The following is a 26,650-nucleotide window of genomic DNA, read 5'->3' as shown; positions in this document are numbered from 1 at the left end:
GACCACACTACCCAGAAGAGCCCGCTTGGGGCGGGTCGCAGGACAGAACATGAGTGAAGAAAAATCAGAACGCCATGTATTGGCCGTCCTCGTGGATAACGAGGCAGGGGTCCTGGCGCGTGTGGTCGGGCTCTTTTCGGGCCGGGGATACAATATCGAAAGCCTGACCGTGGCCGAAGTGGACCATGCCGAGCATACCTCGCGTATTACGGTCGCAACGTCGGGCACGCCCATGGTCATCGCCCAGATCAAGGCCCAGCTCGAGCGGCTGGTGCCGGTGCACAAGGTGGTCGATCTGACCGTGCAGGCACCCTCCGTCGAGCGGGAAATGGCGTTGGTGAAAGTCGCCGGCACGGGTGAGAAGCGGGTGGAGGCGCTGCGCCTTTCCGATGCGTTCCGCGCCCGCGTGATCGACACGACGCATACGTCCTTCATTTTCGAAGTGACGGGCACGCCGGAAAAGATCGACGCTTTTGTCGGGCTGATGCGGGGCCTTGGCCTGGTGGATGTGACGCGGACCGGCGTCGTTTCCATCGCCCGCGGCCCGGAAGCCATGTAAGCGGCTGGGTGAAAGACGGCAGAATTAGAGACGAGAGAATTCAGGGGCGGCACGCCGCCTTATGAGACTTGAAGATGAAAGAGCGCCGCTTCGCGCGGTAATTGACCGGGTAAGTCCGGCGGAGAATTGGAAGGATAGGAGCCATGCGCGTTTATTACGATCGCGATGCGGACGTGAACCTCGTTAAAGGCAAGAAAGTCGCCATCATCGGTTACGGCAGCCAGGGCCATGCCCATGCGCTGAACCTGCGCGACAGCGGTGTGAAAGAAGTGGCCGTGGCGCTGCGTCCGGGTTCGTCCTCGGCGAAGAAAGCCGAAGGCGAGGGGCTGCAGGTCATGTCGGTTGCCGATGCCGCCAAATGGGCCGACGCGCTGATGATGCTGACGCCGGACGAGCTGCAGGCCGATATCTATAACGAGTACCTGAAAGACAACATGAAGCCGGGCGCGGCGCTGCTTTTCGCCCACGGCCTCAACGTGCATTTCAACCTCATCGAGCCGCGCGCGGATATCGACGTTTTGATGGTTGCGCCCAAAGGCCCCGGCCACACGGTGCGCGGCGAATATCAGCGCGGCGCGGGCGTGCCCTGCCTTATCGCCATCCATCAGGATGCTTCGGGCAATGCCCATGATTTCGGCCTTTCTTACGCGTCCGCCATCGGCGGGGGCCGCGCCGGCATCATCGAGACGACCTTCAAGGAAGAATGCGAGACGGACCTTTTCGGCGAGCAGGCCGTGCTTTGCGGCGGCCTTGTCGAGCTTATCAAGGCCGGTTTCGAAACGCTGACCGAAGGCGGCTATTCGCCGGAAATGGCTTATTTCGAATGCCTGCACGAAGTGAAGCTGATCGTCGACCTCATCTATGAAGGCGGCATCGCCAACATGAACTATTCGGTCTCCAACACGGCGGAGTACGGTGAATATGTTTCCGGCCCGCGCGTTGTCGGCCCTGAGGCGAAAGCGGCAATGAAAGAAGTGCTGACGGACATTCAGACCGGCCGCTTCACCCGCGACTGGATGCTGGAAAACAAGGTCGGCCAGACCTCGTTCAAAGCGATCCGCGCCCGCAATGCCGCGCACCCCATCGAAGAAGTGGGTGAGAAGCTGCGCGCCATGATGCCTTGGATTGCCGAGACGAAGATGGTGGACAAGGAAAAGAACTGACGCTCTTAAGGCGCAGCCTTTTATGGACAGGGCCCGCCCGCTGAGAGCGCGGCGGGCCTTTTTCAAAACCGAACCGGCCCAATTTAAAACCGGCAACCCGCAATCGACAGAGGCGAAGATGATCCCTTACCGTTCCCGAACGACGACCCATGGCCGCAATATGGCCGGCGCGCGCGGTTTGTGGCGTGCGACAGGCATGAAGGATGAGGATTTCGGCAAGCCGATTATCGCGGTGGTGAATTCCTTCACCCAGTTCGTGCCGGGCCATGTGCACCTCAAAGACCTCGGCCAGATGGTGGCGCGGGAGATCGAGGCGGCAGGCGGCGTTGCCAAGGAATTCAACACCATCGCCGTCGATGACGGGATCGCGATGGGCCATGACGGCATGCTTTATTCGCTGCCCTCGCGCGATCTGATCGCGGACTCGGTCGAATATATGGTCAATGCCCATTGCGCCGACGCGATGGTCTGCATTTCCAACTGCGACAAGATCACGCCCGGCATGATGATGGCGACCATGCGCCTCAACGTGCCGACGATCTTCGTGACCGGCGGGCCGATGGAAGCGGGCCGCGCGGTGGTCGACGGCAAGGAAATCGCGGTCGATCTCATCGATGCGATTATCGAAGGGGCAAACCCCAACCGTTCGGACGCGGAAGTGGACGAGCTGGAGAAAAACGCCTGCCCGACATGCGGTTCCTGCTCGGGCATGTTCACGGCGAATTCCATGAACTGCCTAGCCGAAGCGCTCGGCCTCGCTTTGCCGGCAAACGGCACGATCGTTGCCACCCATGCGGACCGCAAGGAGCTTTTCCTGCGGGCGGCGCGGCAGATCGTCGAGCTGACCGACCGCTATTACAAGCAGGGCGATGAGAGCGTGCTGCCGCGCGGCATCGCGACCTTCAAGGCGTTTCAGAACGCGATGACGCTCGACATTGCCATGGGCGGCTCGACGAACACGATCCTGCACTTGCTCGCCATCGCCAATGAAGCGGGCGTCGATTTCACGATGAAGGATATCGACGAGCTTTCGCGCAAAGTGCCGTGCCTTTCGAAAGTCGCGCCGGCCGTCCAGAACGTCCATATCGAGGATGTGCACCGGGCAGGGGGCATCATGGCCATTCTCGGCCAGCTCGAACGCGGCGGGCTTATCCACGGCGATGTTTCCACCGTGCATGAGCCGAGCATGAGCGCGGCGCTCGACAAGTGGGATATTTCCCGCACGAATTCCGAAGAGGTGCACACGCTCTTCAAGGCGGCGCCGGGCGGGGTGCGCACCACCGTCGCTTTCAGCCAGCAGAGCCGCTATCTCGATCTCGACACGGACCGGGAAAACGGTGTCATCCGCTCGGTAGAAAAAGCCTTCACGAAAGAGGGCGGCCTTGCCGTGCTCTTCGGTAATATTGCCGAGGAAGGCTGCATCGTGAAGACGGCGGGCGTCGATGAAAGCATCTGGAAGTTTTCCGGCCCCGCGCGGGTCTGCGAAAGCCAGGAAGAGGCGGTTTCGCGCATCACCAAGCGCGACATCAAGGCGGGTGATGTTGTGATCATCCGCTATGAGGGGCCGAAGGGCGGGCCGGGCATGCAGGAAATGCTCTACCCGACCTCCTATCTCAAATCCATGGGGCTCGGGAAAGACTGCGCGCTCATCACCGATGGGCGTTTTTCCGGCGGCACCTCCGGTCTTTCCATCGGTCATGCTTCGCCCGAAGCAGCGGAAGGCGGCAATATCGGGCTTATCGAGGAGGGCGATCTGATCGAGATCGATATTCCCGCCCGCTCGATCAATGTGAAGCTCTCCGATGAAGAGCTAGCCAAGCGCCGCGCGGCCATGGAAGCCAAGGGCGCCGATGCCTGGAAACCGGCCGAGGAACGCCCGCGCAAGGTCTCCCAGGCACTGCGGGCCTATGCGGCGATGGTCTCGAACGCCGCGCGCGGGGCAGTGCGTGACGTTTCTCAGATTGAACGCAATTAAGTTTTAGGGCAGATTGCGCTTCATGACACAGGAATGGGCATATGGCGCTATCGCGCCCCGGTCTTTGCACGGCTCGCTGAAAAGCGAAGCTGCCCATTCCGCGCGCCTTTTGGCCGCCAAAACCGTGATCGCCATTGTAACGGCAGTGAAACACGCCGCCGTTAAACTCGTGGCCAAAGCCGCCCCATAGCGCGATCACGCAGAGCCGACACTGGAACAAAGGCCCGCCGCGATGATCGCGGCGGGCTTTTTCTTTGAGCCGATGGAGAAAAAGATGACACCGCCTGATAGGGGCACACCGGAACGCGTGACGTTCTTACATACCTCGCCCTTGCACATAAATACGTTCGAGGGTTTGCGCGACCGGCTGGCGCCGGGGCTGAAGCTGCGCCATGTGGTGCGTGAGGATCTGCTCAAACAAGCGGAAAAGGCGGGCGGGCTGACGCCGGCGCTGCGCATCCACACGGGCGAGGCCTTGCTGAAGGAAGCGGCACGCGGGGCTGAGGTGGTGGTTCTCACCTGCTCGACGCTCGCGCCCGTCGCCGAGGAAGTTTCCTATGAGGGCACGCGGATCATGCGCATCGACCGGCCGATGGCGGATGAAGCGGCGGGCAAGGGCGGGCGCATTGCCGTTGCCGCGTGCCTGGAAGCGACGCTGGCGCCGACCATGGAGCTGGTGCGTTCTTCGGCCAAGGCGGCGGGCAAGGAGATCGAGGTTTCCGGCCATGTGTTTTTCGATCTCTGGCCGCTTTTTCAGAAAGGCGCCCTCGGCGATTATCATGCCGCGATCGCGGCCCGGCTGCGGGAGGCGAGCTGTTCCTGCCAGGCAATCCTTTTGGCGCAAGCCTCCATGGCGCCTGCCGCCGCGCTGCTCGGCGAAGGCGGCATTCCGGTTCTCTCCAGCCCCGAAAGCGGCTTTAAGGCAGCGCTCGGCGCTTTACACTAAAGGGTGCGGGGCAGGGCTTGCGCCCTCCCGCCATTCGCCTTTTGCCTGGCGGATGACGCGCCAGGCGGCGGAAAGGCCGAGGGCGGCGATCAGTACGGCGACCAGAATGTCGGGCCAGCCCTGGCCCGTCGTCCAGACAAGGCCGGCGGCGGCAAAGACGGCGATATTGGCAATCGCGTCATTGCGCGAGCAGAGCCAAATGGATTGCCGGTTCGCATCGCCTTCACGGTGGGCGAAGAGCAAAAGCGCGACGCCGACATTGACGCTAAGGGCAAGGAGCGCGACGGGCCCCATGATGAAAGGCTCGGGTACGCCGCCTTGCAACACGCGGTAGAGCGCCATGCCCAGGACCCAAAGGCCGAAGAGGCTCATCGTGCCCGCCTTGATGAAGGCGGCCATGGCCTTGGCGCGCAGGCTCATGCCGAGCACGAAAAGCGAGATGGAGTAATTGGCGGCGTCGGCGAGGAAATCCATCGCATCGGCCTGCAGCGCAACGGAGCGGCCGAGGAAGGAGCTGTAAAGCTCAACCGCGAACATGGCGCCGTTCAGCACAAGCGCGATCCATAAGGCGCGGCGGAAGGGCTTGTCGATTTCGCCTGATGTGGGGGCGGCGCAGCAATCATCGCATCCGGCAGACATGGGGGTGCTCCTTCAATGTGCGGCTGTCGCCGTCCCGGCGGGCGGGGCGCAATCGCCCTCGCAGCTTTCCCGCTCGATCTGCACGGTGGCATGGCTCACCGAAAAAACCTCGGCAAGACGTGTGTTGATGTCCCGCAGCACCCGGTCGCCGTCCGCCGCCTCGCTAATGCGGGCATGAAGGGTGACGACGGGCCGTTCCTGCGTCAGGGACCAGGCATGGAGATGGTGCACGTCTTCCACCCCTTCGATATGGCCGCAAAGATCCGCGCGCATTTCACCGAGGTTCAAGCCACTCGGCGTGCCTTCCATCAGAATATGCGCGGATTGTTTGGTGATGAACCAGGCGCTGCGCAGCACGAGCAGGGCAACGAGAAGGGAGAGCAGCGGGTCGATCGGCATCCAGCCGGTCCAAAGGATGATGCCGGCAGCGGCGATGGCGGCGAGTGAACCCAGAAGGTCGCCCATGACATGGACGGCGGCGCCCTTGATGTTGAGGTTGTCGCCCGCCCCGCCATGAAGAAGGGCAAAGGCGGCGATATTGACAAGGAGACCGGCAGCGGCGACCGCGAGCATCAGGCCGCCCAGAACCTCCACCGGCTGAAAGAAACGCGTGACGGCCTCATAAGCGATCCAGACCACAAGCGCGATCATGGCAAGACCGTTGACGAAGGCGGCCAGAATTTCGGCCCGGTAAAACCCGTAGGACCGCGCGCCATCCGCCGGGCGGCGGGAGAGGCGGAAGGCGAACCAGGCAAGCAGCAGCGAGGCGGCATCCGTCGCCATATGACCGGCATCGGCGATGAGCGCGAGGGAGCCTGACATGAGGCCGCCCGCGACCTCCGCGACCATGAAGCCGCCGGTTAAGAGCATGGCCCAGAAGACGCGCCGCTCGTTCTCATGGCTGACCTGCGGGGCGTGGCTGTGGCTTGCGTGGTCATGGGCATGATCGTGGCTGTGATGATGATCGTGCCCGTGACTATGGGTGTGGTCGAGTTCGGTTGCCATCAATCCGCGCCTTCCGTGACATGTTCGACCATGTCCTCGATCACGCAGCGGATGTGATGGTCATGCACGCTATAGAGCATCTGCCGGCCCCGGCGCTCATGGCTGGCGATGCGCGCAGCGCGCAGGAGGCGCAGATGGTGGCTGACGAGAGAGGGGGAGAGGCTCAGCCGCTCGGCAATGCTGCCGACGGAAAGCGGCCCGTCCAAAAGCGCGATAACGATTTTCAGCCGCGAGGGATCGCCCAGCAGCTTGAACATATCCGCAAGGACGGCGGTGTGGTCATCGGCCAATTGTGTGAGGTGTTTCAACATCTCGACCTCTCGATATATGAATAGGTGTTTATATGTTGGTATTTCGGCGGGTGTCAAGGGCGGGCCGGGAGGCTGTATGGACCCCGGCATGGGGGCCGGGGTGACGGGCGGAGGAGGTGGCAAGGCCGTGCTTCTTTCCCGGGCTGTCACCCCGGGCTTGTCCCGGGGTCCATGCGGCATCCTCATGCAATGGCTAGGGCAGGAAAAGGGCGCAGACGGCAACGCCTTGCTGGCCCCTTTCTTTTCCCTTGGGTAAAAGGGGGGCAACAGAAGGAGGCCTTATGCGTATCGGAACACCGCTCAGCCCGTCGGCGACGAAGATCATGCTGCTCGGCTCGGGCGAGCTTGGCAAAGAAGTGGCGATCGAATTGCAGCGTCTCGGCGCGGAGGTGATTGCCGTCGACCGTTATGAAAATGCCCCGGCGCACCAGGTGGCGCACCGGGCCCATGTGATCGACATGACGGACGGGGCGGCCATCCGCGCGCTGGTGGAAAAAGAGCGCCCGCATCTCATCGTGCCGGAGATCGAGGCGATTGCGACGGACATGCTGGCGGAGATCGAAGCGGAAGGCCTTGCCGAGGTTATTCCGACGGCGCGGGCCGCGCAGCTCACCATGAACCGGGAAGGCATCCGTAAGCTCGCCGCCGAAGAGCTCGGCCTGCCGACTTCCGCTTATGCGTTCGCCTCGAGCGCGCAAGAACTGAAAGCGGCGGTGAAGGGCGGCATAGGCTGTCCCTGTTTCGTCAAACCCGTCATGTCCTCTTCCGGCAAGGGGCAATCCTTCGTGACGCGGGAAGAGGACCTCGAGGCCGCCTGGGACTATGCCATGGCAGGCGGGCGCGTGGCGCGGCCGCGCGTCATCGTCGAGGGGCTTGTGGATTTCGATTATGAAATCACGCAGCTCACCGTGCGCGCGCTTGGCGCCTCGGGCGAGGTGGAGACCTTTTTCTGCGAAGCGGTGGGGCACCGCCAGGAGAAGGGCGATTATGTGGAAAGCTGGCAGCCCCAGGCAATGCCGGTGAAAGCGCGGCAGCGGGCGCGGGAGATCGCGCGTGAAGTGACCGCCAATCTTGGCGGGCGGGGCATTTTCGGTGTCGAGCTTTTCGTCAAAGGCGAGGATGTCTGGTTTTCCGAGGTGAGCCCGCGCCCCCATGACACGGGGCTGGTGACGCTGGCCACGCAATATCAAAGCGAGTTCGCGCTGCATGCCCGCGCCATTCTGGGCCTGCCCGTCGATGCCTCTTTGCGCGAGCCGGGCGCCAGTGCGGTCATCTATGGCGGCATGGAGGAAAAGGGCATTGCCTTTGAAGGCGTCGAGGAGGCGCTTGGCGTTCCCGGCGCCGATATCCGGCTCTTCGGCAAACCCGAAGCCTTTGAGCGACGGCGCATGGGCGTGGCGCTGGCGCGCGGGAGCGATGTGAACGAAGCGCGCGCCCGCGCCGTTCTTGCCGCAAGCAAGGTACGTCCGGTGAAAGGGTCGGAATAGTCATGGAAAGAGAGATCGCCGGCATGGGCGAGGGGCTTTGGCGGTTTTTCACCGAAGGGGGTCCGCAGCTTCTCAATACGCTGATCCTGATCGGGGCGCTTCTGGCGATCCGCGCTATTGCCGGGCATTTTCTGCGCCGCCGCCAGCGCCTGCCGCGGCAGATGAAGCGCCGTATTCAGGACCAGCTCCGCCTCGGCCTTTTGGTGATCGGCGTTATCGGCATCGTCATCATCTGGGCGCCGGAGCTGCGCACCTTCGCGCTCTCGCTTACCGTCGTTGCCGCCGCCATTGCCATTGCGACGAAAGAACTTCTCATGTGTTTTGCGGGCGCGGTGATCCGCGGCAGCGGCGAGGCGGCGGAACCCGGGGAGGTAGTGCGCATCGGCGAGCACCGGGGGGAGGTGCTGGAGCGGCACCTTCTTACCACCACACTGTTGGAAGTGGGCCAAGGCTCGCAGATCGGGCGCTATACGGGCCGCATCGTCACGCTGCCCAACAGCGTCTTTCTGACCTCGCCGGTCAAGCGTTACAGTTTCGTCGGAGATTTCATCCGCCATAGCGTCGAGTTTCCGCTGGCCGATGAAGTGGATCCGGCTGCGGCGGAAAAGGGGCTGCGTGAGATCGCGGCCAAGGCCGTTACACCCTATCGCGCGCAGGCCGAGGCCCATGCCAAGCGCCTTGCCAAGCGGACCGATTCCACCGTCTTCTCCGTCGAGCCGGAGCTTAATCTGCATTTGACGGCGGCCGGTCAGGCGGTGCTGGAGCTTGGGGTCTTCCTGCCGGTTTCAGCCGCCGCAGAGGTGGAGCAGACGCTGCTGCGAGAAGGGTTTTCCCTGCTCAGGCGGCTGAAAGCGGAGGCAAAAGCGGCGGAAAACCTTGCCAAAAACCCCGATTCCGTCTGATTTGCATAAACGCATAACCTTTTTTGCAAAAATCGAGTGAAGAGGCCCGGCCCGCGCGCTAGGCTTGCGGCGGCACGATCAATGAGGGCCGGGCAATGAACTGGGACGATTTGCGGTTTTTTCTGGCAGTGGCGGGCGCTGGCAGCCTGTCCGGCGCGGCGCAGCAGCTCAACGTCAATACGACTACGGTTTTAAGGCGCGTGTCCTCGCTGGAAGAGGATTTGGGCGCGCGGCTTTTCGAGCGCGAGCGCACGGGCTACCGGCTGACCCCGGAAGGGGAAAAGCTGATGGAGGCTCTCGATCCGGTGGACCGGCGGCTTTCTTCCCTGCAGCGCGATTTCACGGCCTCGGCTTCGGCGGGCACGCAAGGCACGGTGCGCCTTGCCTCGGGCGAGGTGATTGCCGTCTCCGTCATCGCCCCGGCGCTGCGCGCCTTCCGCGATCAACATGACGGGCTCGATATTGAGCTTTTGACCGACCCGATGCTGTCGGGCGCTTCCGCCGCCCCGCGCATCGCCAACCCGCTTAAAGACGTGGATGTCGCGATCCGCGCGGCCCGGCCTACCCAGGGCGACATGCTGATGCGCAAGGTGGGCGATCTTGCCTTTGGCCTTTATGCGAGCGCTGAGTATCTGGCGGAGCGCGGCCGCCCCGGCACGATGGGCGATCTGGCAGGCCATGATGTGATCGGTTTTCCCCGCTCCGAAACCCCGCTCGGGCCGGTCTGGTGGCTGTCACGGGCCGAAAAGCCTGCCAATACGCTCTTTCGTTCCTCCAGCGCGGCGGCGCGGGCGGAGGCGGCGCGGGCAGGCTGCGGGCTTGCGGCGCTCCCTTGTATCCTCGGCGACAGAGACCCGGGGCTTGACCGGGTCTTCGGGCCGGAGATCGTCGGCGCGCTCGAACTTTGGCTTTTGACGCGCAACGATCTTGCCCAGCTTGGCCATGTGCGCACGGTGATGGACTTTCTCGTCGGCCAACTCAAAGCGCGGCGCGGGGAGCTTGAAGGGCGCGGCCAGGTGACGGAGATTCCGATGGTGAGGGAACGGGGACGGGGCGGCGGCCGGCAAGCGGCATCCTGATCGCGCGTGCTTCTCATGATCGTGATGAGCGAAAAGAAGAAAGACAGGATTCTTTTTCGCCGGGGAAGATAAAATCCGCTGGCGGCCCTTTTTATGCCGTCTTTTTTAGCTTATTAACCAATTAGCCACCATAATTGCCGAAACTGACTCGCAATTTACGGCGGTCCACTCCGTCTGTCCGAAGGCCTGCCGGGCCATCAAAATTTGGGGAACGATAAGAACATGCTCTCCGGTCTTCTCGGAATGCTCTCCGCCGATATGGCGATTGATCTGGGCACCGCCAACACGCTGGTTTACGTGAAAGGACGCGGAATCGTTCTGAACGAGCCCTCCGTCGTTGCGATCATCGAAAAAGGTGGCAAAAAACAGGTTCTGGCCGTCGGCGACGAGGCCAAAATGATGCTGGGCCGTACGCCCGGCAACATTCAGGCGATCCGCCCCATGCGCGACGGGGTGATTGCCGATTTCGAAGTCGCCGAGGAAATGATCAAGCACTTCATCCGTAAGGTGCATAACCGGCGCTCCTTCGCCAATCCGCAGATCGTGGTCTGTGTGCCGTCGGGCTCGACGGCGGTGGAACGGCGCGCCATTCAGGAATCGGCACTGTCCGCCGGCGCCCGGCGCGTGCATCTCATCGAAGAGCCGATGGCGGCTGCCATTGGCGCGGGCCTGCCCGTGACCGAGCCCACCGGCTCCATGGTCGTCGATATCGGGGGCGGGACGACGGAAGTGGCCGTGCTCTCGCTCGGCGGCATCGTTTACGCGCGCTCCGTGCGTGTGGGCGGCGACAAGATGGACGAGGCGATCATCGCTTACATCCGCCGCAACCATAATCTGCTTGTGGGCGAATCGAGCGCGGAACGGATCAAGAAGGAAGTCGGCTCCGCCGCTATCCCCGCCGATGGCGAGGGCATGGCGATCGAGATCAAGGGCCGCGACCTGATGAACGGGGTGCCGAAGGAAATCAAGATCAGCCAGCGGCAAATTGCCGAAAGCCTGGCAGAGCCTGTCGGTGCTATTGTAGAAGCTGTGAAAGTGGCGCTGGAAGCCACGCCGCCGGAACTGGCGGCCGATATCGTGGATAAGGGTATCGTGCTGACGGGCGGCGGCGCTTTGTTGACAAATCTGGATCAGGTGCTGCGTGAAGAAACGGGCCTGCCTGTTTCCATCGCCGATGATGCGCTTTCCTGCGTCGCGCTCGGTACGGGCAAGGCGCTGGAGCACATCAAGACGATGAAACATGTGCTTAGCTCCGTTTATTGACGGGTAACTGATCCTCATGCGGGCCCTCGCTCGGGCCCTGACCCGGGGAAGGCCAGCCGTTGTTTCCTGATAAGCATGGGGGATGGTGATCCGTGCAGGATTCATTTAGCCGGCCAGCACCGCCGATCCTCGGGGTTTCCAACCGCGTCTCGTTGATTTTCATGGTGACGCTGGCCGTGGCGCTTTTGCTGCTGGGGCGGGCGGAAACCTATGTTTTCGATCAGGCCCGCCAGGTCGTCACCGACCTTGCCGCGCCAGTGCTCGAGCTCGGCTCGCGCCCCGTTGCCGCCGGCCGCCGCCTTGTCGAGCGGACGGATGAGTTCGCCTATGTCTTTGACGAGAACGAACGCCTGCGCCAGGAAAATGCCGAGCTTTTGACCTGGAAGGAAAAGGCGCTGAAGCTGCAGGCGCGCCTTGCCCGCTATGAAGCGCTGCTCAATGTGCAGCTCGACCCTTCCATCAACTATGTGACGGGCCGCGTCATCGGCGATACGGGCGGGCCCTTCGTTGAAACCTTTATCGTCAATCTCGGTCATGAGCACGGTGTCGAAAGCGGCCAGGCGGTGGTCGATTCCGAAGGGCTTATCGGGCGTATCGTTTCGGCGGGCGAGCGGGCAAGCCGTATCCTTTTGCTGACCGACCTTAACAGCCGGGTGCCCGTCACCATCGAGCCGACGCGCCAGCGGGCCGTGCTTTCCGGCGACAACACGGTCTGGCCGAAACTGGAATTTCTGCCCGCCGGTTCCGGCGTCGTGCCGGGCGATCATGTGGTGACCTCCGGCCATGGCGGGCTGATGCCGCCGGGACTGCCGGTGGGCACGGTGATTCAAACCGAAAACGGCGATTTGCGCGTCCAGACATTCTCGAACCGCAACCGGCTCGATATGGTCCGTGTGCTGCAATACCGCTTCCCCATGGACGTGCCCGAGCAGAACCCGCCGGCCAAATTGACCGCGCCGGTGCCGGGCGAAGAGAGTGAGGAAGGGCAACCTTCCGCTTCCGATCAAAACGGCGCCCTGGGTGGTACGGCGGGCGGTACGGCAGGCGGTACTGCGGGAGGTACCGCGGGAGGTACCGCGGGAGGCGTCGTTCGCGGCTCGCTCGCCGGTGCCGGAGGAGCGGGCGAATGAAGCCGAAAGAGACAATAGGCCCGACACCTGCCGCGCGGGCCGGCAAGCTGGCGCTCTTAACCTTACCGTTTCTGGTGGGGCTCTTTTGCGTTTTTCTGACCTTCGTGCCCATCGGCTCGATCGTCGGCATCGAGGTGGCGCCGGCCTTTGCCCTGATGGCGGTTTATTATTGGGCGGCGCATCAGCCGGAAACTTTTCCCCCTTACGCGGTGTTCGCGGTGGGGCTTTTGCAAGATCTTTTGAGCGCCGGGCCGATCGGGCTTTGGGCGTTCACCTATGTGGTGATTTACGGGGTAGTGCAGACGCAGCGGCTGGTTTTTGCCGGGCGCGTGCCGCTGGTGCTCTGGACCGGTTTTGCGCTGACCGCGCTTTTGGCCGGGACCATCGCCTGGAGCGTTGCCTCGCTCTATTATGCGCGGGTGCTGCCGCCAGGTCCGGTATTGTTACAGTTAATCGTCACGGTGGCGCTGTTTCCGATCTTTGCTACACTTTTTGCACGGGTCGAGCGCATACTGGCGCCGTCGCTGTGATGGGTAAGTTCAGGAGGGTCCGGGTTTCATGCTGATGGATGGCAAGGACAACGTCCGTTACAAGACGTTTTCCCGCCGCGCCGCGCTGATCGGCGGGCTGCAATTTGCCGCCTTCACCGCGCTGGCGAGCCGCATGTATTACCTGCAGATCATCAAGTCCGGCGAGTACACGATGCTGGCCGAGGAAAACCGCATCAACAAACGCCTGCTTGCCCCCTTGCGCGGAGAGATCGTCGACCGTTTCGGTGAGGTCTTGGTCTCCAACCGTCAGAACTTCCGTGTCATGCTGGTGCCCGAGCAAACACCGCATATCGAAGCGACGCTGGAAAAGCTGTCGCGCATCGTGCCGCTGCCGGACCGCCAGCGCGCCCGCATCATCAAGGATGCGCGCACCTCTCCCTCGTTCCTGCCTATTCTGGTGGCGGAGAACCTTGACTGGGAAACCTTTGCGGAAGTGAATATTCACGAGCCTGATCTGCCGGGCATCGTGCCGGATGTGGGCGATACGCGCCATTATCCTTATGGTCCCGACCTTGCCCATGTGGTGGGCTATGTGGCGGCCGTTTCGGAAAAGGATCTTGAAGGCAAGGACGATCCACTGCTCAAATTGCCCGGCTTCCGCATCGGCAAGAGCGGTATCGAACGCGAGCTCGATCAGGAACTGCGCGGACGGGCAGGGGCAAGCCATGTGGAGGTCAATGCCTATGGCCGGGTGATCCGCGAGCTGGCAAAAGACCCCGGCGTGCCCGGCGCGCAGGTTTCGCTGACCCTTGATATGGAAGTTCAGAAGCTGGCGACCGAGCGGCTGCGCGGGGAATCCGCCAGCGTCGTCGTCATGGATATTTACAATGGCGATGTGATTTCCATCGTCTCCGCGCCCGGTTTCGATCCCAATGATTTCAATGTCGGCATCTCGCAAAAGAAATGGGATGCGCTGCTGAACGATCCTTATAACCCGCTTTTGAACAAATCGATCGCCGGGCAATATCCGCCGGGCTCCACTTTCAAGCCCGTGGTGGCGCTGGCGGCCTATGAAAGCGGGATGATCGATCCCAATCAGAAAGTTTTCTGTACGGGCAAATATTCCCTCGGCAGCCACGATTTCCACTGCTGGAAGAAGCACGGGCACGGCGCGATGAACATGCATGACGCGATCATGCATTCCTGCGACGTCTATTTTTACGAAGTGGCCAAGCGCATCGGCATCGACCGGATCGAGGCCATGGCGCGCCGCTTCGGCCTTGGCGACACGCTGGGCTTCGAAGTGCCGGGGGAGAAAAAGGGATTTGTGCCGAGCCAGGGCTGGAAACGGGCCACGCGCGGCGAGCCTTGGCATCAGGGCGAAACGCTGATTGCGGGCATCGGACAGGGCTTCTTGCTGACGACGCCGCTTCAGCTTGCCGTGATGACGGCGCGCCTTGCCAATGGCGGTAAGGCCGTCACCCCGCGCATCGTGCGCAAGGTGGGCAACGAGCTTGCGCAGAACGGCCCGCTCCCCGATCTCGGTTTTTCCCAATCCGGCCTCGCGTTGATGCGCAAGGCTATGGATTCGGTTTCCAACGTTCCGGGCGGCACGGCTTACCGTTCGCGTATTACCGAAGCGGGAATGGAGCTTGCGGGGAAGACCGGCACGGCCCAGGTGCGCCGCATTTCCCGGGCCGAACGCGAATCCGGCGTGCTCAAGAACGAGGATTTGGAATGGCGCCAGCGCGACCATGCGCTTTTCATCGCTTTCGCGCCGGTGGATGCGCCGCGTTATGCCATTTCCGTTGTCGTGGAACACGGCTCGTCAGGCTCCGGCACGGCAGCGCCGATCGCCCGCGATGTGATGAAAAAAGTACTGGAGCGCCACCCGCAACGCGAGATCGCGATGCGCCGGTCCAATGAATGGCGGGAGGGCTGAGATGGTCGATGCGTTTTTCTCATCTGGCGGCGGGCGCGATCTCAGCCTGAAAGACAAGTTCCTGGAGTTCAATTGGGGCTTTCTGCTCCTGCTTTTCGCTATTTCGAGCATGGGTTTTGCCATGCTCTATTCGGTGGCAGACGGCAGTTTCGATCCATGGGCCTCGCGGCAAATGGTGCGCTTCGCCATTGGTATCGTCATTTTGTTCGTGGCCGCTTTCGTCGATATCAGGCTCTGGATGAACCTTGCTTATCCTGCTTATGCGGGTGCTCTGGTACTGCTCGTCGCGGTGGAGTTTATCGGCTTTGCGGGCATGGGCGCGCAGCGCTGGATCAATCTCGGGATCGTTCAGCTACAACCATCGGAGCTGATGAAGATCACGCTGATCCTGGCGCTGGCGCGGTATTTCCACGGGCTCACCCATGAAGAAGTCTCGCGCCTGCGCAATCTTTTCGTGCCCGCCGTTCTGCTCGGCGCGCCGGTGGCGCTGGTTCTCAAACAGCCGGACCTTGGCACGGCGGTGCTGCTCGGGGCGGTCGGCGTTGCGCTCTTGTTCCTTGCAGGGCTTGCCTGGCGCTATTTCATCATTGCCGGGGTTGGCGCGCTTGCCGCGCTCCCCATTGCCTGGAACATGTTGCACGACTATCAAAAGCGGCGTGTTTTCACTTTCCTCGACCCGGAAAGCGATCCTTTAGGGGCGGGCTATCACATTCTCCAGTCCAAGATCGCGCTCGGCTCGGGCGGGCTTTTCGGCAAAGGTTTCATGGAAGGCACGCAGGCCCATCTCAACTTCCTACCGGAAAAACACACGGACTTTATCTTTACGATGCTTGCCGAAGAGCTCGGCCTTGCCGGCGGTATCGCCCTGCTCGGGCTTTACATGATGGTGCTCTTTTTCGGGATCAGCGTCTCGCTGCAGACCCGCAACCAGTTCGGCCGGCTCATCGCCATGGGCGTGACGATCAACTTCTTCCTTTATATCTGCATCAATGTGGCGATGGTCATGGGGCTCTTGCCGGTAGTGGGCGTGCCGCTGCCGCTCGTCTCCTATGGGGGGACGGCCATGCTGACGCTGATGTTCGGCTTCGGCCTTCTGATGAGCGTCTATATTCACCGCAATATGGAAATCACCCGCAATCCCAGCGCCTTCTGGTAAGGCCGGTCCGGCTTTCATCGCTGGGGAGGGAAGTGGTGGGCGCACAAGGACTCGAACCTTGGACCCGCTGATTAAGAGTCAGCTGCTCTACCATCTGAGCTATGCGCCCCCATGCCGCGAAAGCGGGCGGAGAGGCACGCGATATAGCAAAGGCGCGGGGCGCTGTCCAGCGGCCTGTACCGGGGCGCGGTTTGGCGGCCTGCAGGCGCCGCTTAGGCGGGCAGCGCGGGGGTCATGGGCTTCGTCGTCCGGGCCGGGGCGCCTTCTTCCGCGCAGAGCGGGAAGGTGAGGATGGCCGTGGTGCCTTTGCCTTCCGTGCTTTGATAGCTCACCGTGCCGCCGAACTGGCTGGTCAGCTCGCGGATCAGCGGCAGGCCGAGCCCCGTTCCGGGAATATCGGGGTGGGTGTGCTCGTGAAACCGGCGGAAGGGCTCGAAAATCTCCCGCAAACTTTTGGCGGGAATGCCGATGCCGTTGTCGGCGACGATGATCCGGGCGCGGTTGTCCGGCGTCACGCGCGCGGTGACCTCGATCTCCGGCTGCCTATCGCAATACTTGATCGAGTTGGAGAGGCAATTCGTCAAGATTCGCTCGAAATCCTGCGGGAACCCCTTGAGTTCGATCTGCGCGGGAATGTCGAGCGCGATGCGGGCACCGCTTTCCTCGATCGGCCCTTTCAGCATTTTGACGGCGTTTGCGGCCGCCTCCGCAAGGGAAAAGCGCACGCCTTCCTTGATCGCGCGCGGGCTTTCCTTCAGCCGCTCGATTTCCAGGATTTCAGTGACGAGCCCATTGAGGCGCAGGCCCGCGGCGCGGATGTCGCTGAGATAGTTGCGGCGCCGCTCTTCGGGCAGCTTGTCCCACATGGTCTCCAGCATGTCGGTAAAGCCGACAATGGCGTTGAGCGGTGTGCGCAGCTCGTGGTTCATCGTGGCGAAGAACAAGGTGCGTTCCTGCGCGCTTTGTTTGGCCTGAGCGAGCGCTGCTTCGAGCTTTTGCGATGTTTCCTGCAGGGCCTGCGTGCGCTCCTCGACCATACGTTCCAGGTTTTCGTTCAGCGCTTCGAGGTCCGAATGGGCTTTTTTTAATTCGTCGCGCGAGGGCGAATTTAAAAACTTCGGGAGAAGCGGCCAAAGCACGATGGCGGTAACGACGGAGATCGTGGCGGTGATGACCTTACCCACGCCCTCGGCGGCATAAAGCGCGCTCCACATGGTGGCGATGCCGAAGAGATGCGTCACACCGCAGGCAATGATGAAGGCGCTGAAAAGATAAAGAACGCCGTGCGGGTTCAAGTCCGGGCGGCGGCGCGCTGCGATGAACAGAACGGCGGGAATGGAGAAATAGGCAAGGGCGATCAGTGCGTCGGAGACGACATGGATCCAAACGAGGGCCGGGTCCCAAACCAGGCAAAACCCATGAGGGGTGTACCCTTGTTCAGCGGACAGCCAATTCCATAGTGCCGAAAGCATGACATTCTCCCAAGGGCGCCCAAATGGTGCCGCTTGCCGGATAGTTTCGATGCCCCCGCTTTAAACCCTCGTTGAAATTTCGGTTGCGCTTTGCCTCATGTGAAACTGTGATTTGCGATGGTTTACTAATGGTTAAAATTTTCACGCCGCCGCGTTCATCCTGTCGCAATCCGCGCATTTGTCGCGTTACGCAAAGGAATGGCGGCTTCCGCAGAAGCCGCCATTCACAATAGGAATAGAAATCGTGGCTCAGTCGGCGGCTGCGCCGATCTGCGCTCCTTGCGGACGGGGCCGCGCCCCGCGCAGCAATTTACCCACCAGCGCGCCGGTCGGTTCGCCGTTTTTGAAGGCGAGGGTGCCGGAAATGATCGTTGCGGTATAGCCTTCCGCCTTCTGAATAAGCCGCTTGCCGCCGGCAGGCAGGTCGTAAACGATCTCCGGCGCGCGCAGCTTCAGCCTATCGAAATCGATGACATTGATATCCGCCTTCATGCCGGGCGCAAGGACGCCCCGGTCGAGAAGGCCCACCAACTCGGCATTGGCCTGTGTCTGCCGGTTGATCAGCCATTCCAGCGGCAGCTTCGGCCCGCGCGTGCGGTCCCGGCCCCAATGGGTGAGAATGGTGGTAGGGAAGCTGGCATCGCAGAGAATGCCCACATGCGCGCCGCCATCGCCAAGGCCGAAGGCGGTGTGCTTGTGCGTCATCATTTTATAGACATCGTCGAGGCTGCCGCCGGTGTAATTCATCAGCGGGAAGTAAAGCAGCGCATGGCCGTCCCGTTTCAGCATGAGATCGAGCAACACTTCGCGCGGCGGCTTGCCGTCCCGTTCCGCCATGGCGCCGACACTGTCTTCGGGCGAGGGCTCATAATTCGGCGGATCGCCGAGCTCATACATCTTGTGATAGGCGGTGCAGAGCATGGTGACGATTTCACCGGCCGGATAGTCCGGTTCTTCCGCCAAAAGCCGGGCGCGGAAGGCGGGGTCGCGCAATGCCTCGACCTGCTTTTCAAGCGGGGCGCCCCAAATCTCGCGGAAAGTTTGATGCATCAGGAAAGGATTGAGTGAGGAAGAAAGGCCGAGCAGCACGCCGGTCGGGCGCGGCGGCACCTGGCCTTTGACGGGAAGGCCCGCTTCGGCGGCCTCTTCGATATTGCGCAGCACGTTCTTCCAAGTGTCGGGATAGCGGTCGTCCTGCTCGATCGTCATGGACATGGGCCGGCCGGAGATTTCCACCATGCCCCGCAGCATGGCGAATTCCTCGTCCACATCACGGAAGTCGGCAATGAGTTGAAGGACGCCCTTGCCGCTTTCGCCCATGGCTTTGGCGATGCCGTGCAGCTCGTCCCGCTCGGCTTTATAGGTGGGCGTGTGCGCGCCGTGTTTGTCGCGGTGCTTTTCGGTGCGCGAGGTTGAGAAGCCAAGCGCGCCGGCTTCCAGCGCTTCTTTCACGAGGCGGGCCATTTCGGCGGTGTCTTCGGGTGTTGCCGGTTCAAGCCGCGCGCCGCGTTCGCCCATCACATAGGCGCGCAGGGCCCCATGCGGCACTTGCAAACCGACATCGAGGGCAAGCGGGGAGGCGTCGACCGCATCCATATATTCCGGGAAGCTTTCCCAGTTCCATTTGATGCCTTCGACAAGCGCCGTGCCCGGAATATCTTCGACGCCTTCCATCAGGCCGATGAGCCAGTCATGCCGGTCCGGGCGGCAGGGGGCAAAGCCGACGCCGCAATTGCCCATCACCGCCGTGGTAACGCCGTGAAAGGTGGAAGGCTGCAGATAAGGGTCCCAAGTGACCTGGCCGTCATAGTGGGTATGCACATCGACAAAGCCGGGGGTGACGATCTGGCCCGCCGCATCGATCTCTTCTTTGCCCGTGCCGGCGATCTCGCCGATTTCGGCAATGAGGCCGTCTTTGACGGCAATGTCGGCCTTAAAGGGTGCGCTGCCGGTGCCGTCATAAACGGTGCCGCCCCGGATAACCAGATCGTACATGAAACCTCTCCTCCAATAGGCGCCGGTGACCGGCTGCTCTGTTTGGGGAGAGTTTAAAGGAAATAGGGCCGAAGCGAAACGGGCCGCCTGGAAGAGGCGGCCCGTATGGCCCGGAAGGGGCAGATTGACGCTGCGTAAGGCAGGCGCCTTATAATGTTCAGGCTTGTGATTTCCCGCGCTGGCGGATGCCTTCGCGGCGCTCTTCGATGGCGGAGGAGGACACTTTTGTGTTCGCCTCTCCGGAAACCCGGGCTTCCGTTTTCAGTCCCTCGCCGAAGCTCTGGGCAAAGCCTTCATCGATCAGCGCTTTATAAGCGGGCAGGCATTCAGGCACGACCGAGAGCATGTCGGTGGCAAGCTGGCGGCAGGTGGAAAGCAGTTCGCTATGCGGCACGACGCGGTTGACGAGGCCCCATTCGGCAGCTTGCGCCGCGCCGATGAAATTGCCGGTGAGCGAAAGTTCTTTGGCGCGGTAGATGCCGATCAGGCGGGAGAGTTTCTGCGAGAGGCCCCAGCCCGGCAAAATGCCGACGCGGGCATGGGTGTCGGCGAAGCGGGCGTTCTCCGAGGCGATGAGCACGTCGCAGGCAAGGGCGATTTCAAAGCCGCCGGTAATGGCAACGCCGTTAATGGCGCCGATGACCGGGCCGGAAAACTTGCCGATGGAGGTGACCGGATCTTTGTCGGTGATGGTGGCCTGGGTGGAGAAATTGCCGCCGCCGGAGCCCAGTTCCTTCAGGTCGAGACCGGCGGTAAAGGCGCGGTCGCCGGCGCCGGTCAGGATGACGACGCGGGTTTCAGGATCCGCTTCCAGTTCATCGAAGGTCGTTGCAAGCGCGGCGCGCAGCTCGCGCGACAGCGCGTTCATGGCATTGGGGCGGTTCAGCGTGACGGTGGCGATACCGCCTTCTTTTTCCACGAGAAGGACGTCGGACATGGGGCTCTCCCTGTTTTCTGCTTATGAGCATTGCAATGCCCTTTGATAGCAGGCGGGAGGGCCGGCCGAAAGGCTGCAGTCCGGCTATTGGCAGCCTGGAACAAACCCTTAGTCGAAGAGCGCGTCGATATCTTCCTGATCGATCGGCGTATCTTCCTCGGCAGGCAATTTGGCTTCTGCCGGGGCAGGCGCCTTTTCCGCTGCGGCAGGAGGCTGGGCAGATGTTTCGGGCGCTGCCGCTTCCATGGCGGCGGCTACTTTGTCGATCTTTTCTCCCAGCGTGGCGGCATCCCCGTCCAGCATGGCATCGATCATGGCCTGGTCGACGCCCTGACCCTCGGCCTGCGGGCCGTTCAGCAGATGCGCGTCGGGGCGCTGGTCCATGGCTTTGATTTCGGGCGCCTGGAGACCGTCCTTATTGGAGACGCCCCAAATCTGGATCATTGCATTCACGCGCTGCTCCAGATAGCGCAGCACATTGACGACTTTCGTCGTGCGCTGGCCGGTAATGTCCTGGAACGAGCAGGCCATGAAGATATTGGTGGCGTGGGTGTCGATCTCGTCGCACAGCTCTTCATCGACACCGTGCGCGCGCAGCTTCTCGCCGATTTCCTGCAGCCGCTCGGCGGCGCCCAGAATATCGGAGGTCGCCCGCTCGGTTGCGGTGACGATGGCGTCCAGTTCCTCGGTTGCCGCCATGATGCGGTTCTCGGAAGCTTCGTCCGCCGGTTTGATGGCGGCAATCTCGGAGCGCGTCTGTTGGATCGAGGCGCTCATTTCCTGCAATTCGCGGCGCATCACATCGAGATGGGTTTGCTCGGCAGAGACAAGGGCCGCGCGGCCCAGCTTTTCGATCGCCCCGGCAAGTTCGCGCGTATCGGCATGGCGGTTGCGCCGCGCATATTCCTTCAGAAACCAGCGCCCGCGCGGGGTATCCAGCACGGCTTGTTCGATCGCCTCGAACTCTGCATCTTCTGACCTTTGCGCCCTTTGGGCGGCTGCCGGTTCAGACATGGCGGATCCTCTCGAACCATGTAAGCTTTTTCATAGTAAACTTTGATTTTCTTGCCTTTTGGTTGATGAAACGGGAGAAAGGGACCCGCAATGATCAAAAGATGGCTCCAAACGGGGCGTTGCAGGTAAGAAACGGTTAAGAAAGGGCGTCGGATGAAACTGGTGCGCTACGGTAAACGCGGCGATGAGACGCCCGGTATTCTGGATGACGAAGGGCGCATCCGCGACCTTTCCGGCCATGTGGACGACATTGCCGGCTGCGTGCTCGAGCCTGCAGGGCTTGCGAAACTGGCCAAGATCAATCCGGCGAAATTGCCGCTCGCCCCGGAAGGCCAGCGCCTTGGCGCGCCGGTGGCGGGGGCGGGGAAAATTCTCTGCATCGGCCTTAATTATAAAATGCATGCGAGCGAGACGGGCGCTGAGGTGCCGAGCGAGCCGCTGCTTTTTCAAAAAGCCGTCAGCGCCATTAACGGGCCTTATGACGACATCGTCATTCCGCGCACTTCCACGAAGACCGACTGGGAGGTCGAGCTTGGCGTGGTGATCGGCGCGCCCGCAAAATATGTGAGCGAGGAAGAAGCGCTTTCTCATGTCGCCGGCTATCTCATTCTCAACGATGTGTCCGAGCGCGACTTTCAAAAGAACCGGGCAGGCCAATTCACCAAGGGCAAGAGCTGCGACACGTTTTGCCCTATCGGCCCCTGGCTCGTGACGGCGGATGAGATCGCCGATCCGCAGAACCTGACGCTGCGCACGCTGGTAAACGGCGAGGTGCGCCAGAACGGCCATTCAAGCGATATGCTACATCCGGTCGCCAAGCTCATTTCCTATCTCAGCCAGTTCATGAGCCTTTTGCCCGGTGACATTATCGCGTCGGGCACGCCGGACGGGGTGGGCGCGGGCATGAAGCCGCCGCAATTCCTCAAAGCCGGAGACGAGATCGTCATGAGCATCGACGGGCTCGGCGAGCAGCGCGCCCGCCTTGTGGCGGACCGGTGAGGGGGCATAAAATGTCACCGTCACCCCGCGACTTGTTCGCGGGGTCCACTCGCATTCCGGCTGGTTAGGGAAAACGGCTGTGAATGCTGCGATGCTGCTCGAAATCACCTGTTCTTTTATGTCTTGAAAGGCCAATGGATCCTGCGAACAAGTCGCGGGATGACGTATTAAAAACCCCGCAAAAATCTTCGAAAGCATTTCCATGAGTATTTCTCTGCCCATCGATCCGGAAAGCGTGAAAGGGTTTCTCGACCCGAAGGAAGGCGAAGCGCTTTATGGCGCGGCGCTGGAGGCCGGCGCGCTCGGGCCCTGCCTGGAGATCGGTTCTTATTGCGGCAAGTCGACGGTTTATTTCGGGGCGGCGTGCCAGAAGGCAGGCTCGGTGCTTTTCGCGCTCGATCATCATCGCGGCTCAGAGGAAAATCAGGTCGGCTGGGAGCATCATGACAGCGAGCTTTACGATCCGGAGACGGGACTGCTCAACACGCTGCCGCTCTTCCGCCAGACGCTGCGCCGGGCGGGGCTTGAGGATACGGTCGTGCCGCTTGTTGCTCCGTCAACGGTCGCGGCACGCGGCTGGGCGACGCCGCTTGCCATGGTCTTTATCGATGGCGGCCATGCGATGGAACATGCGCTGAACGATTACCGGCTCTGGGCGCCGTTCGTGAAGCCGGGCGGCATTCTCGCCATTCACGATGTTTTCCCGAACCCGGCAGATGGCGGGCGTCCGCCATACGAGATTTACAAGATGGCGCTGGCCTCGAACTTTTTCGAGGAAATTTCTGCGGTGAAATCGCTGCGGTTACTCCGCCGCCTCGGCGAGGTGACGTCCTGAGAAAAGCGGCGCGGCGGGTGTCATGCCGATCACGGCATCGGTTGCCAGAATGACGGCAGCGGCGGTCCAGGCCGGTTTTTCATCCGGCCAGGCAACGGCATTTTCGAACTGATAGCCCATCCAATAGGCGCCGCAATCGGCGCGCCATTGATGGATCCAGGAAAGCAGCGTTTCGGCCTTCTTGCGCTCGCCGGAAACGAGCAGCGCGAGGCATAGCTCGGCGGATTCGGCGACCGTCACCCAAGGCTGGTCGAGCACGCAGCGGCAGCCTTTGCCCTCGGCAACGAAAATATCCCACTTTGAGGCGAGCCGGTCGCGCGCCGCCTGGCCGGTAAAGACACCGGCGAGCACCGGGTAATACCAGTCCATGGAAAAGCGGTCTTTGGGCTCCCAGGTGCGGTCGAAGCGGTGAGGTTTTTCGCGTAAGGCCTCGCCGAGCCTCATGCGCGCTTCGGCCCAGTGCCGGCTCGGCTCGCCGAGGCGCTGGGCAATGAAGATGGCGCATTCGAGACTCTTATAGATCGATGAGCAGCCGGTGATCAGCGCATCGTCTTCGGGCGTGCGCGGCTCGTCCGCCGCCCAGCGAATGTCGCCATGGGGGCTTTGATGCGCCACCACCCAGTCGATGGCGGCTTTGACATGGGGCCAAAGCGTTTTGAGATGGGAAAGATCGCCATCGAGCAAATAATGATGCCAGGCGCCGGTCGCGATATAGGCGGCGAAATTCGTGTCCCTTATGGGATCGGGCACGTCTTCCTCATCGCCGGTAAAGCGCTGTTCTTCTTCGTCCATCGGCACCGCGCTGCCAAGCTCGCCGTGCCAGGAGCCGTCCTCGAGCTGGGTGTCCATGAGATAGCGGAAGGCGCGGCGCGCGGCCTCCGTCTCGCCCAGCGTTGCCAGACCCATCGCAGCTTCGGTGTGGTTCCACGGGTCGATGACCCCGCCATCATACCAGGGAATCGCGCCATTATCGCGCTGAAGTTCGAGAATGCGGCGAACCGACCCGTCGAAAAAGCCCTCGGGCAGCCGGTCGCCGAAGCTCAGATAGGTCATGCGGCGCGGTTCTCCTTTGTGAAATAGAGAACGACGCTCTTGCCCATCAAAGGCGCGGCCAAGGCTTCGAGCGCGCGGGTCAGCCAAGGCTGTTTGACGAGGTCCCAGACGAGGAAGCGGTGATAGGCGGCAACGAGTTTCGACTTCGTGTTCTTCACGCCGACGGCGCAGCGCAGCCACCAGTAAGGTGAGTGCAGCCCATGCGCCCAGTGGCGGTGGAAGAAGGAAAGGCCGTTCTCGCTTACGTCTTTTTTGAGCTGGCCGGTGCGGAAGATGCGCACATGGCCGCCCGGCTCGTTGTGGTATTCCTCCGAGAGCGCCCAGCAAATCCATTCCGGCCAATAGCGCGGCACGGAAACGGCAAGCGTGCCGCCCGGCTTCAGAATGCGCGTGATCTCTTTCAGCGCCTGGCGGTGATTGGGAATGTGCTCCAGCACTTCGGAACAGACGATCTTGTCGAAACTGTCATCGGCGAAAGGCAGGGTAAGCGCATTGCCGACGCAAAGCGAATAGACGCGCTTCGTTTCCGGGTCCATGTCCGGGCAGGCGCTGAAGCCGTCTCGGGTTTTCTTTACATCGTCAAAGGCAAGATCGACACCGACGACATGACAGACGGCGTGGTGATACATGGCATGCACATGGCGTCCTTCGCCGCATCCCAGATCGAGCACACGCAGCCCGTCTTTAAGACCCAGCGTATTGAAGTCCACCGTTCGCATTGGCCATTGCCTCTTTATATACTTCGACCACCTGGCGGCCGGTCCGTTCCCATTTGAATTCACGCAGAATGCGCTCGCGGGCAAGCTTGCCGAGCTCGTCGCGCTTTTGCGGATTGTCCAGCAGGTCGGCAATCGCCTCTGCCAGCGCCGGCGGGTTGGAATGGGGCACGATGACGCCCGCATCGCCCACGACTTCCGGCAGCGAGCCGCCCGTTGTGGCAATGACCGGGGCGCCGCATGCCATGGCCTCGCCCGCCGGAAAGCCGAAACCTTCATAAACGGAAGGAGAGACGGCAATGGTCGCCTTGGCATATTGCTCGGTAATGTCGTCATCGGTGAGGTTGGTGATGAATTTCACCTTGTCGAGGATGCCGAGTTTGCGCAGCTCCGTGGCGGTCGGGCCCTCGCGCAATTTGCCGATCACATAAAGTTCGAGGTCGGGGCGCGTTTTCAACAGCTCCGCATAAGCGCGGATGAGATAGATGAGCCCTTTCAGCGGCACATCGGCGCTGGCGCAGGCGATCAGCCGGTTTGGCAGGCGCTTCACATCCGGGCGCGGGCGGAAGGTTTCATGATCGATGCCGTGCAGCACGAGGCGCATCTTTTGCGGGTCGAGTTTGAAATCGCGCGTTACATCCCGCTTCGTGCTTTCGGAGACGACGATGACGGGGTCGAGCTGGCGGGCCACCTTGATCTGCATGCGCAGGAAGGAATACCAGCGCCATTTCAGGAATTTCATGAACGGGCCCGGCATATGCTTGATGTCGATGCGCTTGTCCATGGTGATCGGGTGGTGGATCGTGCCGACCACGGGCAGGCCCATGTCGCGCACTTTCAGCATGCCCCAGCAGAGCGTCTGATTGTCATGCATCACGTCATATTCGTGGATGCGGCCTTGCATGTAGCGCGCCATGCGTTCGCCGAACGTATAAGGCTCGGAGAAGCCGCCCCAATTGTGGCTCCACCATTCGAAAAGATCGATGGGGGAAGTCAGCATCCAGGGCCGGAAGGCGCGGATGGGATGGGGATTGGCATAAAGATCGAGCGAGGGCAGCTTGATGAGGCCGACGCGCGGATCGAGATCGGGGTAGGGCGGGCCGGAAATCACATCCACCGTATGGCCGAGATCGACAAGCGCCTTGGAGATATGGCGCATGTAAACGCCCTGGCCGCCGGTCGTCGGGTTGGAGCGGTAACTGGGCAGGAGAATGCGCAGCGGGCGGTCGCCCGATAGCGCGGCGATCGTCGCATCGGACGGCGCGTTTCCGCTCTGCGGCGGCGCGGGCGTTTCAAACGCCTCTTGCCGGTCCAGGGCCTGCGACATGCGCCTCTCCTTTCAAACTCTTAGCCGGCTCCAAGGCCGTTCGTGGGCGTGCCCATATCGGGCTGGCCGGCGAGGCTGATGTCTGGGACCCCGCCGGGGTAAAACAATGCTTTTCGGATGAGGCCGAAGCCCCGCCTCAACTTTCGGCAGTCTGAGTGCCGCTTCGGCGCGCGGATCATACCCAAGAGGCCTTGTCCTCTCAAGGCTTGGTAACAGCTTTGTCAGTCCGCCATGGCGGAAGGTCCGCGGGCCCC

The 26,650-nt window shown here is 61.9% G+C and carries 25 protein-coding genes and 1 tRNA gene; 15 read left to right on the top strand and 11 right to left on the bottom strand.

All coding sequences use genetic code 11. The annotated features are described in order from the left end of the window. Nucleotides 1–49: 49 nt before the first annotated feature. The 5 genes from ilvN to M2A_RS06665 all read left to right on the top strand — a co-directional run bounded on the left by ilvN (nt 50) and on the right by M2A_RS06665 (nt 4,643). Nucleotides 50–559, top strand: coding sequence for an acetolactate synthase small subunit (gene ilvN / locus M2A_RS06680; protein WP_045444748.1), 510 nt, complete (start codon nt 50–52; stop codon nt 557–559). A gap of 143 nt (nt 560–702) precedes the next feature. Continuing rightward, complete coding sequence (gene ilvC, locus M2A_RS06675) at nt 703–1,722, top strand: ketol-acid reductoisomerase (RefSeq protein WP_045444745.1); 1,020 nt, start codon at nt 703–705, stop codon at nt 1,720–1,722. Nucleotides 1,723–1,840: 118 nt separating this feature from the next. Then, complete coding sequence (gene ilvD / locus M2A_RS06670; protein WP_045444941.1) at nt 1,841–3,697, top strand: dihydroxy-acid dehydratase; 1,857 nt, start codon at nt 1,841–1,843, stop codon at nt 3,695–3,697. 22 nt (nt 3,698–3,719) lie between these two features. Then, nucleotides 3,720–3,887 (top strand): hypothetical protein, encoded by a 168-nt coding sequence (locus M2A_RS17970; RefSeq protein WP_156101687.1) that lies wholly within the window; start codon nt 3,720–3,722, stop codon nt 3,885–3,887. Between the two features lie 84 nt (nt 3,888–3,971). Next, nucleotides 3,972–4,643, top strand: coding sequence for a hypothetical protein (locus tag M2A_RS06665; RefSeq protein ID WP_045444938.1), 672 nt, complete (start codon nt 3,972–3,974; stop codon nt 4,641–4,643). Here M2A_RS06665 and M2A_RS06660 read toward each other — a convergent pair. From M2A_RS06660 to M2A_RS06650, 3 genes are read right to left on the bottom strand one after another with little or no spacing between them, the layout of a single operon-like run. Further along, nucleotides 4,635–5,282 carry a cation efflux transmembrane domain-containing protein gene (locus M2A_RS06660; RefSeq protein WP_045444742.1) on the bottom strand — a complete coding sequence of 216 codons (648 nt, stop codon included), beginning with the start codon at nt 5,280–5,282 and terminating at the stop codon, nt 4,635–4,637. The two genes, M2A_RS06665 and M2A_RS06660, sit on opposite strands and share 9 nt — an antisense overlap. 12 nt (nt 5,283–5,294) lie before the next feature. Next, nucleotides 5,295–6,287 carry a cation diffusion facilitator family transporter gene (locus M2A_RS06655; RefSeq protein WP_045444739.1) on the bottom strand — a complete coding sequence of 331 codons (993 nt, stop codon included), beginning with the start codon at nt 6,285–6,287 and terminating at the stop codon, nt 5,295–5,297. After that, nucleotides 6,287–6,598, bottom strand: a complete 312-nt coding sequence (locus tag M2A_RS06650; protein ID WP_045444736.1) for an ArsR/SmtB family transcription factor — start codon at nt 6,596–6,598, stop codon at nt 6,287–6,289. The genes M2A_RS06655 and M2A_RS06650 overlap by 1 nt, the downstream gene beginning before the upstream one ends. Before the next feature lie 281 nt (nt 6,599–6,879). Between M2A_RS06650 and purT the strand changes: the two genes are divergently transcribed. The 8 genes from purT (at nt 6,880) to rodA (ending at nt 16,048) form a co-directional block, all read left to right on the top strand. Then, nucleotides 6,880–8,085, top strand: a complete 1,206-nt coding sequence (gene purT, locus M2A_RS06640; protein ID WP_045444730.1) for a formate-dependent phosphoribosylglycinamide formyltransferase — start codon at nt 6,880–6,882, stop codon at nt 8,083–8,085. A 2-nt stretch (nt 8,086–8,087) separates the two neighbouring features. After that, entirely contained in the window at nt 8,088–8,987 is a 900-nt protein-coding gene (locus tag M2A_RS06635) for a mechanosensitive ion channel domain-containing protein (RefSeq protein ID WP_045444727.1), read from the top strand. Nucleotides 8,988–9,082: 95 nt separating this feature from the next. Next, a complete protein-coding gene (locus tag M2A_RS06630; RefSeq protein WP_052379259.1) occupies nt 9,083–10,066 on the top strand; it encodes a LysR family transcriptional regulator in 984 nt (327 codons plus the stop codon). 222 nt (nt 10,067–10,288) lie between these two features. Continuing rightward, complete coding sequence (locus tag M2A_RS06625) at nt 10,289–11,329, top strand: rod shape-determining protein (protein ID WP_045444724.1); 1,041 nt, start codon at nt 10,289–10,291, stop codon at nt 11,327–11,329. Nucleotides 11,330–11,421: 92 nt separating this feature from the next. Further along, nucleotides 11,422–12,459, top strand: coding sequence for a rod shape-determining protein MreC (gene mreC, locus M2A_RS06620; protein WP_156101686.1), 1,038 nt, complete (start codon nt 11,422–11,424; stop codon nt 12,457–12,459). Further along, a complete protein-coding gene (gene mreD / locus M2A_RS06615) occupies nt 12,456–12,989 on the top strand; it encodes a rod shape-determining protein MreD (RefSeq protein ID WP_052379257.1) in 534 nt (177 codons plus the stop codon). The genes mreC and mreD overlap by 4 nt, the downstream gene beginning before the upstream one ends. A 28-nt stretch (nt 12,990–13,017) precedes the next feature. Next, nucleotides 13,018–14,892 carry a penicillin-binding protein 2 gene (gene mrdA, locus M2A_RS06610; protein ID WP_045444721.1) on the top strand — a complete coding sequence of 625 codons (1,875 nt, stop codon included), beginning with the start codon at nt 13,018–13,020 and terminating at the stop codon, nt 14,890–14,892. Between the two features lies 1 nt (nt 14,893). Then, nucleotides 14,894–16,048 (top strand): rod shape-determining protein RodA, encoded by a 1,155-nt coding sequence (gene rodA, locus M2A_RS06605; RefSeq protein ID WP_045444718.1) that lies wholly within the window; start codon nt 14,894–14,896, stop codon nt 16,046–16,048. 33 nt (nt 16,049–16,081) lie between these two features. On the opposite strand, the gene M2A_RS06600 is transcribed toward rodA, so the two are convergent. The 5 genes from M2A_RS06600 to M2A_RS06580 all read right to left on the bottom strand — a co-directional run bounded on the left by M2A_RS06600 (nt 16,082) and on the right by M2A_RS06580 (nt 21,466). Next, nucleotides 16,082–16,157, bottom strand: a tRNA-Lys gene (locus M2A_RS06600). A gap of 103 nt (nt 16,158–16,260) precedes the next feature. Further along, complete coding sequence (locus tag M2A_RS06595) at nt 16,261–17,520, bottom strand: sensor histidine kinase (RefSeq protein WP_045444714.1); 1,260 nt, start codon at nt 17,518–17,520, stop codon at nt 16,261–16,263. A 249-nt stretch (nt 17,521–17,769) separates the two neighbouring features. Beyond that, the gene (locus tag M2A_RS06590; RefSeq protein WP_045444712.1) at nt 17,770–19,515 is read right to left on the bottom strand and encodes an N-acyl-D-amino-acid deacylase family protein; all 1,746 of its coding nucleotides are present in this window, start codon (nt 19,513–19,515) and stop codon (nt 17,770–17,772) included. A gap of 157 nt (nt 19,516–19,672) precedes the next feature. Further along, nucleotides 19,673–20,452, bottom strand: coding sequence for an enoyl-CoA hydratase (locus M2A_RS06585; RefSeq protein ID WP_045444709.1), 780 nt, complete (start codon nt 20,450–20,452; stop codon nt 19,673–19,675). A 108-nt stretch (nt 20,453–20,560) separates the two neighbouring features. Further along, nucleotides 20,561–21,466 (bottom strand): protein phosphatase CheZ, encoded by a 906-nt coding sequence (locus M2A_RS06580; RefSeq protein ID WP_052379256.1) that lies wholly within the window; start codon nt 21,464–21,466, stop codon nt 20,561–20,563. 153 nt (nt 21,467–21,619) lie between these two features. On the opposite strand from M2A_RS06580, the gene M2A_RS06575 reads away from it, so the two are divergent. After that, nucleotides 21,620–22,465 (top strand): fumarylacetoacetate hydrolase family protein, encoded by an 846-nt coding sequence (locus M2A_RS06575; protein WP_045444706.1) that lies wholly within the window; start codon nt 21,620–21,622, stop codon nt 22,463–22,465. A gap of 202 nt (nt 22,466–22,667) precedes the next feature. Beyond that, nucleotides 22,668–23,300 (top strand): class I SAM-dependent methyltransferase, encoded by a 633-nt coding sequence (locus M2A_RS06570; RefSeq protein ID WP_045444704.1) that lies wholly within the window; start codon nt 22,668–22,670, stop codon nt 23,298–23,300. Here M2A_RS06570 and M2A_RS06565 read toward each other — a convergent pair. From M2A_RS06565 to M2A_RS18345, 3 genes are read right to left on the bottom strand one after another with little or no spacing between them, the layout of a single operon-like run. Next, a complete protein-coding gene (locus M2A_RS06565) occupies nt 23,268–24,353 on the bottom strand; it encodes a glycoside hydrolase family 15 protein (protein WP_045444702.1) in 1,086 nt (361 codons plus the stop codon). The two genes, M2A_RS06570 and M2A_RS06565, sit on opposite strands and share 33 nt — an antisense overlap. Next, entirely contained in the window at nt 24,350–25,072 is a 723-nt protein-coding gene (locus M2A_RS06560; RefSeq protein WP_045444701.1) for a class I SAM-dependent methyltransferase, read from the bottom strand. The genes M2A_RS06565 and M2A_RS06560 overlap by 4 nt, the downstream gene beginning before the upstream one ends. Beyond that, nucleotides 25,038–26,396, bottom strand: coding sequence for a glycosyltransferase family 4 protein (locus tag M2A_RS18345; protein WP_081875435.1), 1,359 nt, complete (start codon nt 26,394–26,396; stop codon nt 25,038–25,040). Before M2A_RS18345 ends, M2A_RS06560 begins: the two co-directional genes overlap by 35 nt. Nucleotides 26,397–26,650 lie beyond the last annotated feature (254 nt).

It is taken from the genome of Tepidicaulis marinus, from assembly GCF_000739695.1.
Taxonomy (GTDB): domain Bacteria; phylum Pseudomonadota; class Alphaproteobacteria; order Parvibaculales; family Parvibaculaceae; genus Tepidicaulis; species Tepidicaulis marinus.
This window is presented reverse-complemented; position numbering and strand designations above follow the sequence as displayed.

Bases quoted from the DNA above. Each gene is read 5' to 3' on its own strand.
- ilvN (WP_045444748.1), top strand. From the start codon at position 50: ATGAGTGAAGAAAAATCAGAACGCCATGTATTGGCCGTCCTCGTGGAT.
- ilvC (WP_045444745.1), top strand. From the start codon at position 703: ATGCGCGTTTATTACGATCGCGATGCGGACGTGAACCTCGTTAAAGGC.
- ilvD (WP_045444941.1), top strand. From the start codon at position 1,841: ATGATCCCTTACCGTTCCCGAACGACGACCCATGGCCGCAATATGGCC.
- M2A_RS17970 (WP_156101687.1), top strand. From the start codon at position 3,720: ATGACACAGGAATGGGCATATGGCGCTATCGCGCCCCGGTCTTTGCAC.
- M2A_RS06665 (WP_045444938.1), top strand. From the start codon at position 3,972: ATGACACCGCCTGATAGGGGCACACCGGAACGCGTGACGTTCTTACAT.
- M2A_RS06660 (WP_045444742.1), bottom strand. From the start codon at position 5,282: ATGTCTGCCGGATGCGATGATTGCTGCGCCGCCCCCACATCAGGCGAA.
- M2A_RS06655 (WP_045444739.1), bottom strand. From the start codon at position 6,287: ATGGCAACCGAACTCGACCACACCCATAGTCACGGGCACGATCATCAT.
- M2A_RS06650 (WP_045444736.1), bottom strand. From the start codon at position 6,598: ATGTTGAAACACCTCACACAATTGGCCGATGACCACACCGCCGTCCTT.
- purT (WP_045444730.1), top strand. From the start codon at position 6,880: ATGCGTATCGGAACACCGCTCAGCCCGTCGGCGACGAAGATCATGCTG.
- M2A_RS06635 (WP_045444727.1), top strand. From the start codon at position 8,088: ATGGAAAGAGAGATCGCCGGCATGGGCGAGGGGCTTTGGCGGTTTTTC.
- M2A_RS06630 (WP_052379259.1), top strand. From the start codon at position 9,083: ATGAACTGGGACGATTTGCGGTTTTTTCTGGCAGTGGCGGGCGCTGGC.
- M2A_RS06625 (WP_045444724.1), top strand. From the start codon at position 10,289: ATGCTCTCCGGTCTTCTCGGAATGCTCTCCGCCGATATGGCGATTGAT.
- mreD (WP_052379257.1), top strand. From the start codon at position 12,456: ATGAAGCCGAAAGAGACAATAGGCCCGACACCTGCCGCGCGGGCCGGC.
- mrdA (WP_045444721.1), top strand. From the start codon at position 13,018: ATGCTGATGGATGGCAAGGACAACGTCCGTTACAAGACGTTTTCCCGC.
- rodA (WP_045444718.1), top strand. From the start codon at position 14,894: ATGGTCGATGCGTTTTTCTCATCTGGCGGCGGGCGCGATCTCAGCCTG.
- M2A_RS06595 (WP_045444714.1), bottom strand. From the start codon at position 17,520: ATGCTTTCGGCACTATGGAATTGGCTGTCCGCTGAACAAGGGTACACC.
- M2A_RS06590 (WP_045444712.1), bottom strand. From the start codon at position 19,515: ATGTACGATCTGGTTATCCGGGGCGGCACCGTTTATGACGGCACCGGC.
- M2A_RS06585 (WP_045444709.1), bottom strand. From the start codon at position 20,452: ATGTCCGACGTCCTTCTCGTGGAAAAAGAAGGCGGTATCGCCACCGTC.
- M2A_RS06580 (WP_052379256.1), bottom strand. From the start codon at position 21,466: ATGTCTGAACCGGCAGCCGCCCAAAGGGCGCAAAGGTCAGAAGATGCA.
- M2A_RS06575 (WP_045444706.1), top strand. From the start codon at position 21,620: ATGAAACTGGTGCGCTACGGTAAACGCGGCGATGAGACGCCCGGTATT.
- M2A_RS06570 (WP_045444704.1), top strand. From the start codon at position 22,668: ATGAGTATTTCTCTGCCCATCGATCCGGAAAGCGTGAAAGGGTTTCTC.
- M2A_RS06565 (WP_045444702.1), bottom strand. From the start codon at position 24,353: ATGACCTATCTGAGCTTCGGCGACCGGCTGCCCGAGGGCTTTTTCGAC.
- M2A_RS06560 (WP_045444701.1), bottom strand. From the start codon at position 25,072: ATGCGAACGGTGGACTTCAATACGCTGGGTCTTAAAGACGGGCTGCGT.
- M2A_RS18345 (WP_081875435.1), bottom strand. From the start codon at position 26,396: ATGTCGCAGGCCCTGGACCGGCAAGAGGCGTTTGAAACGCCCGCGCCG.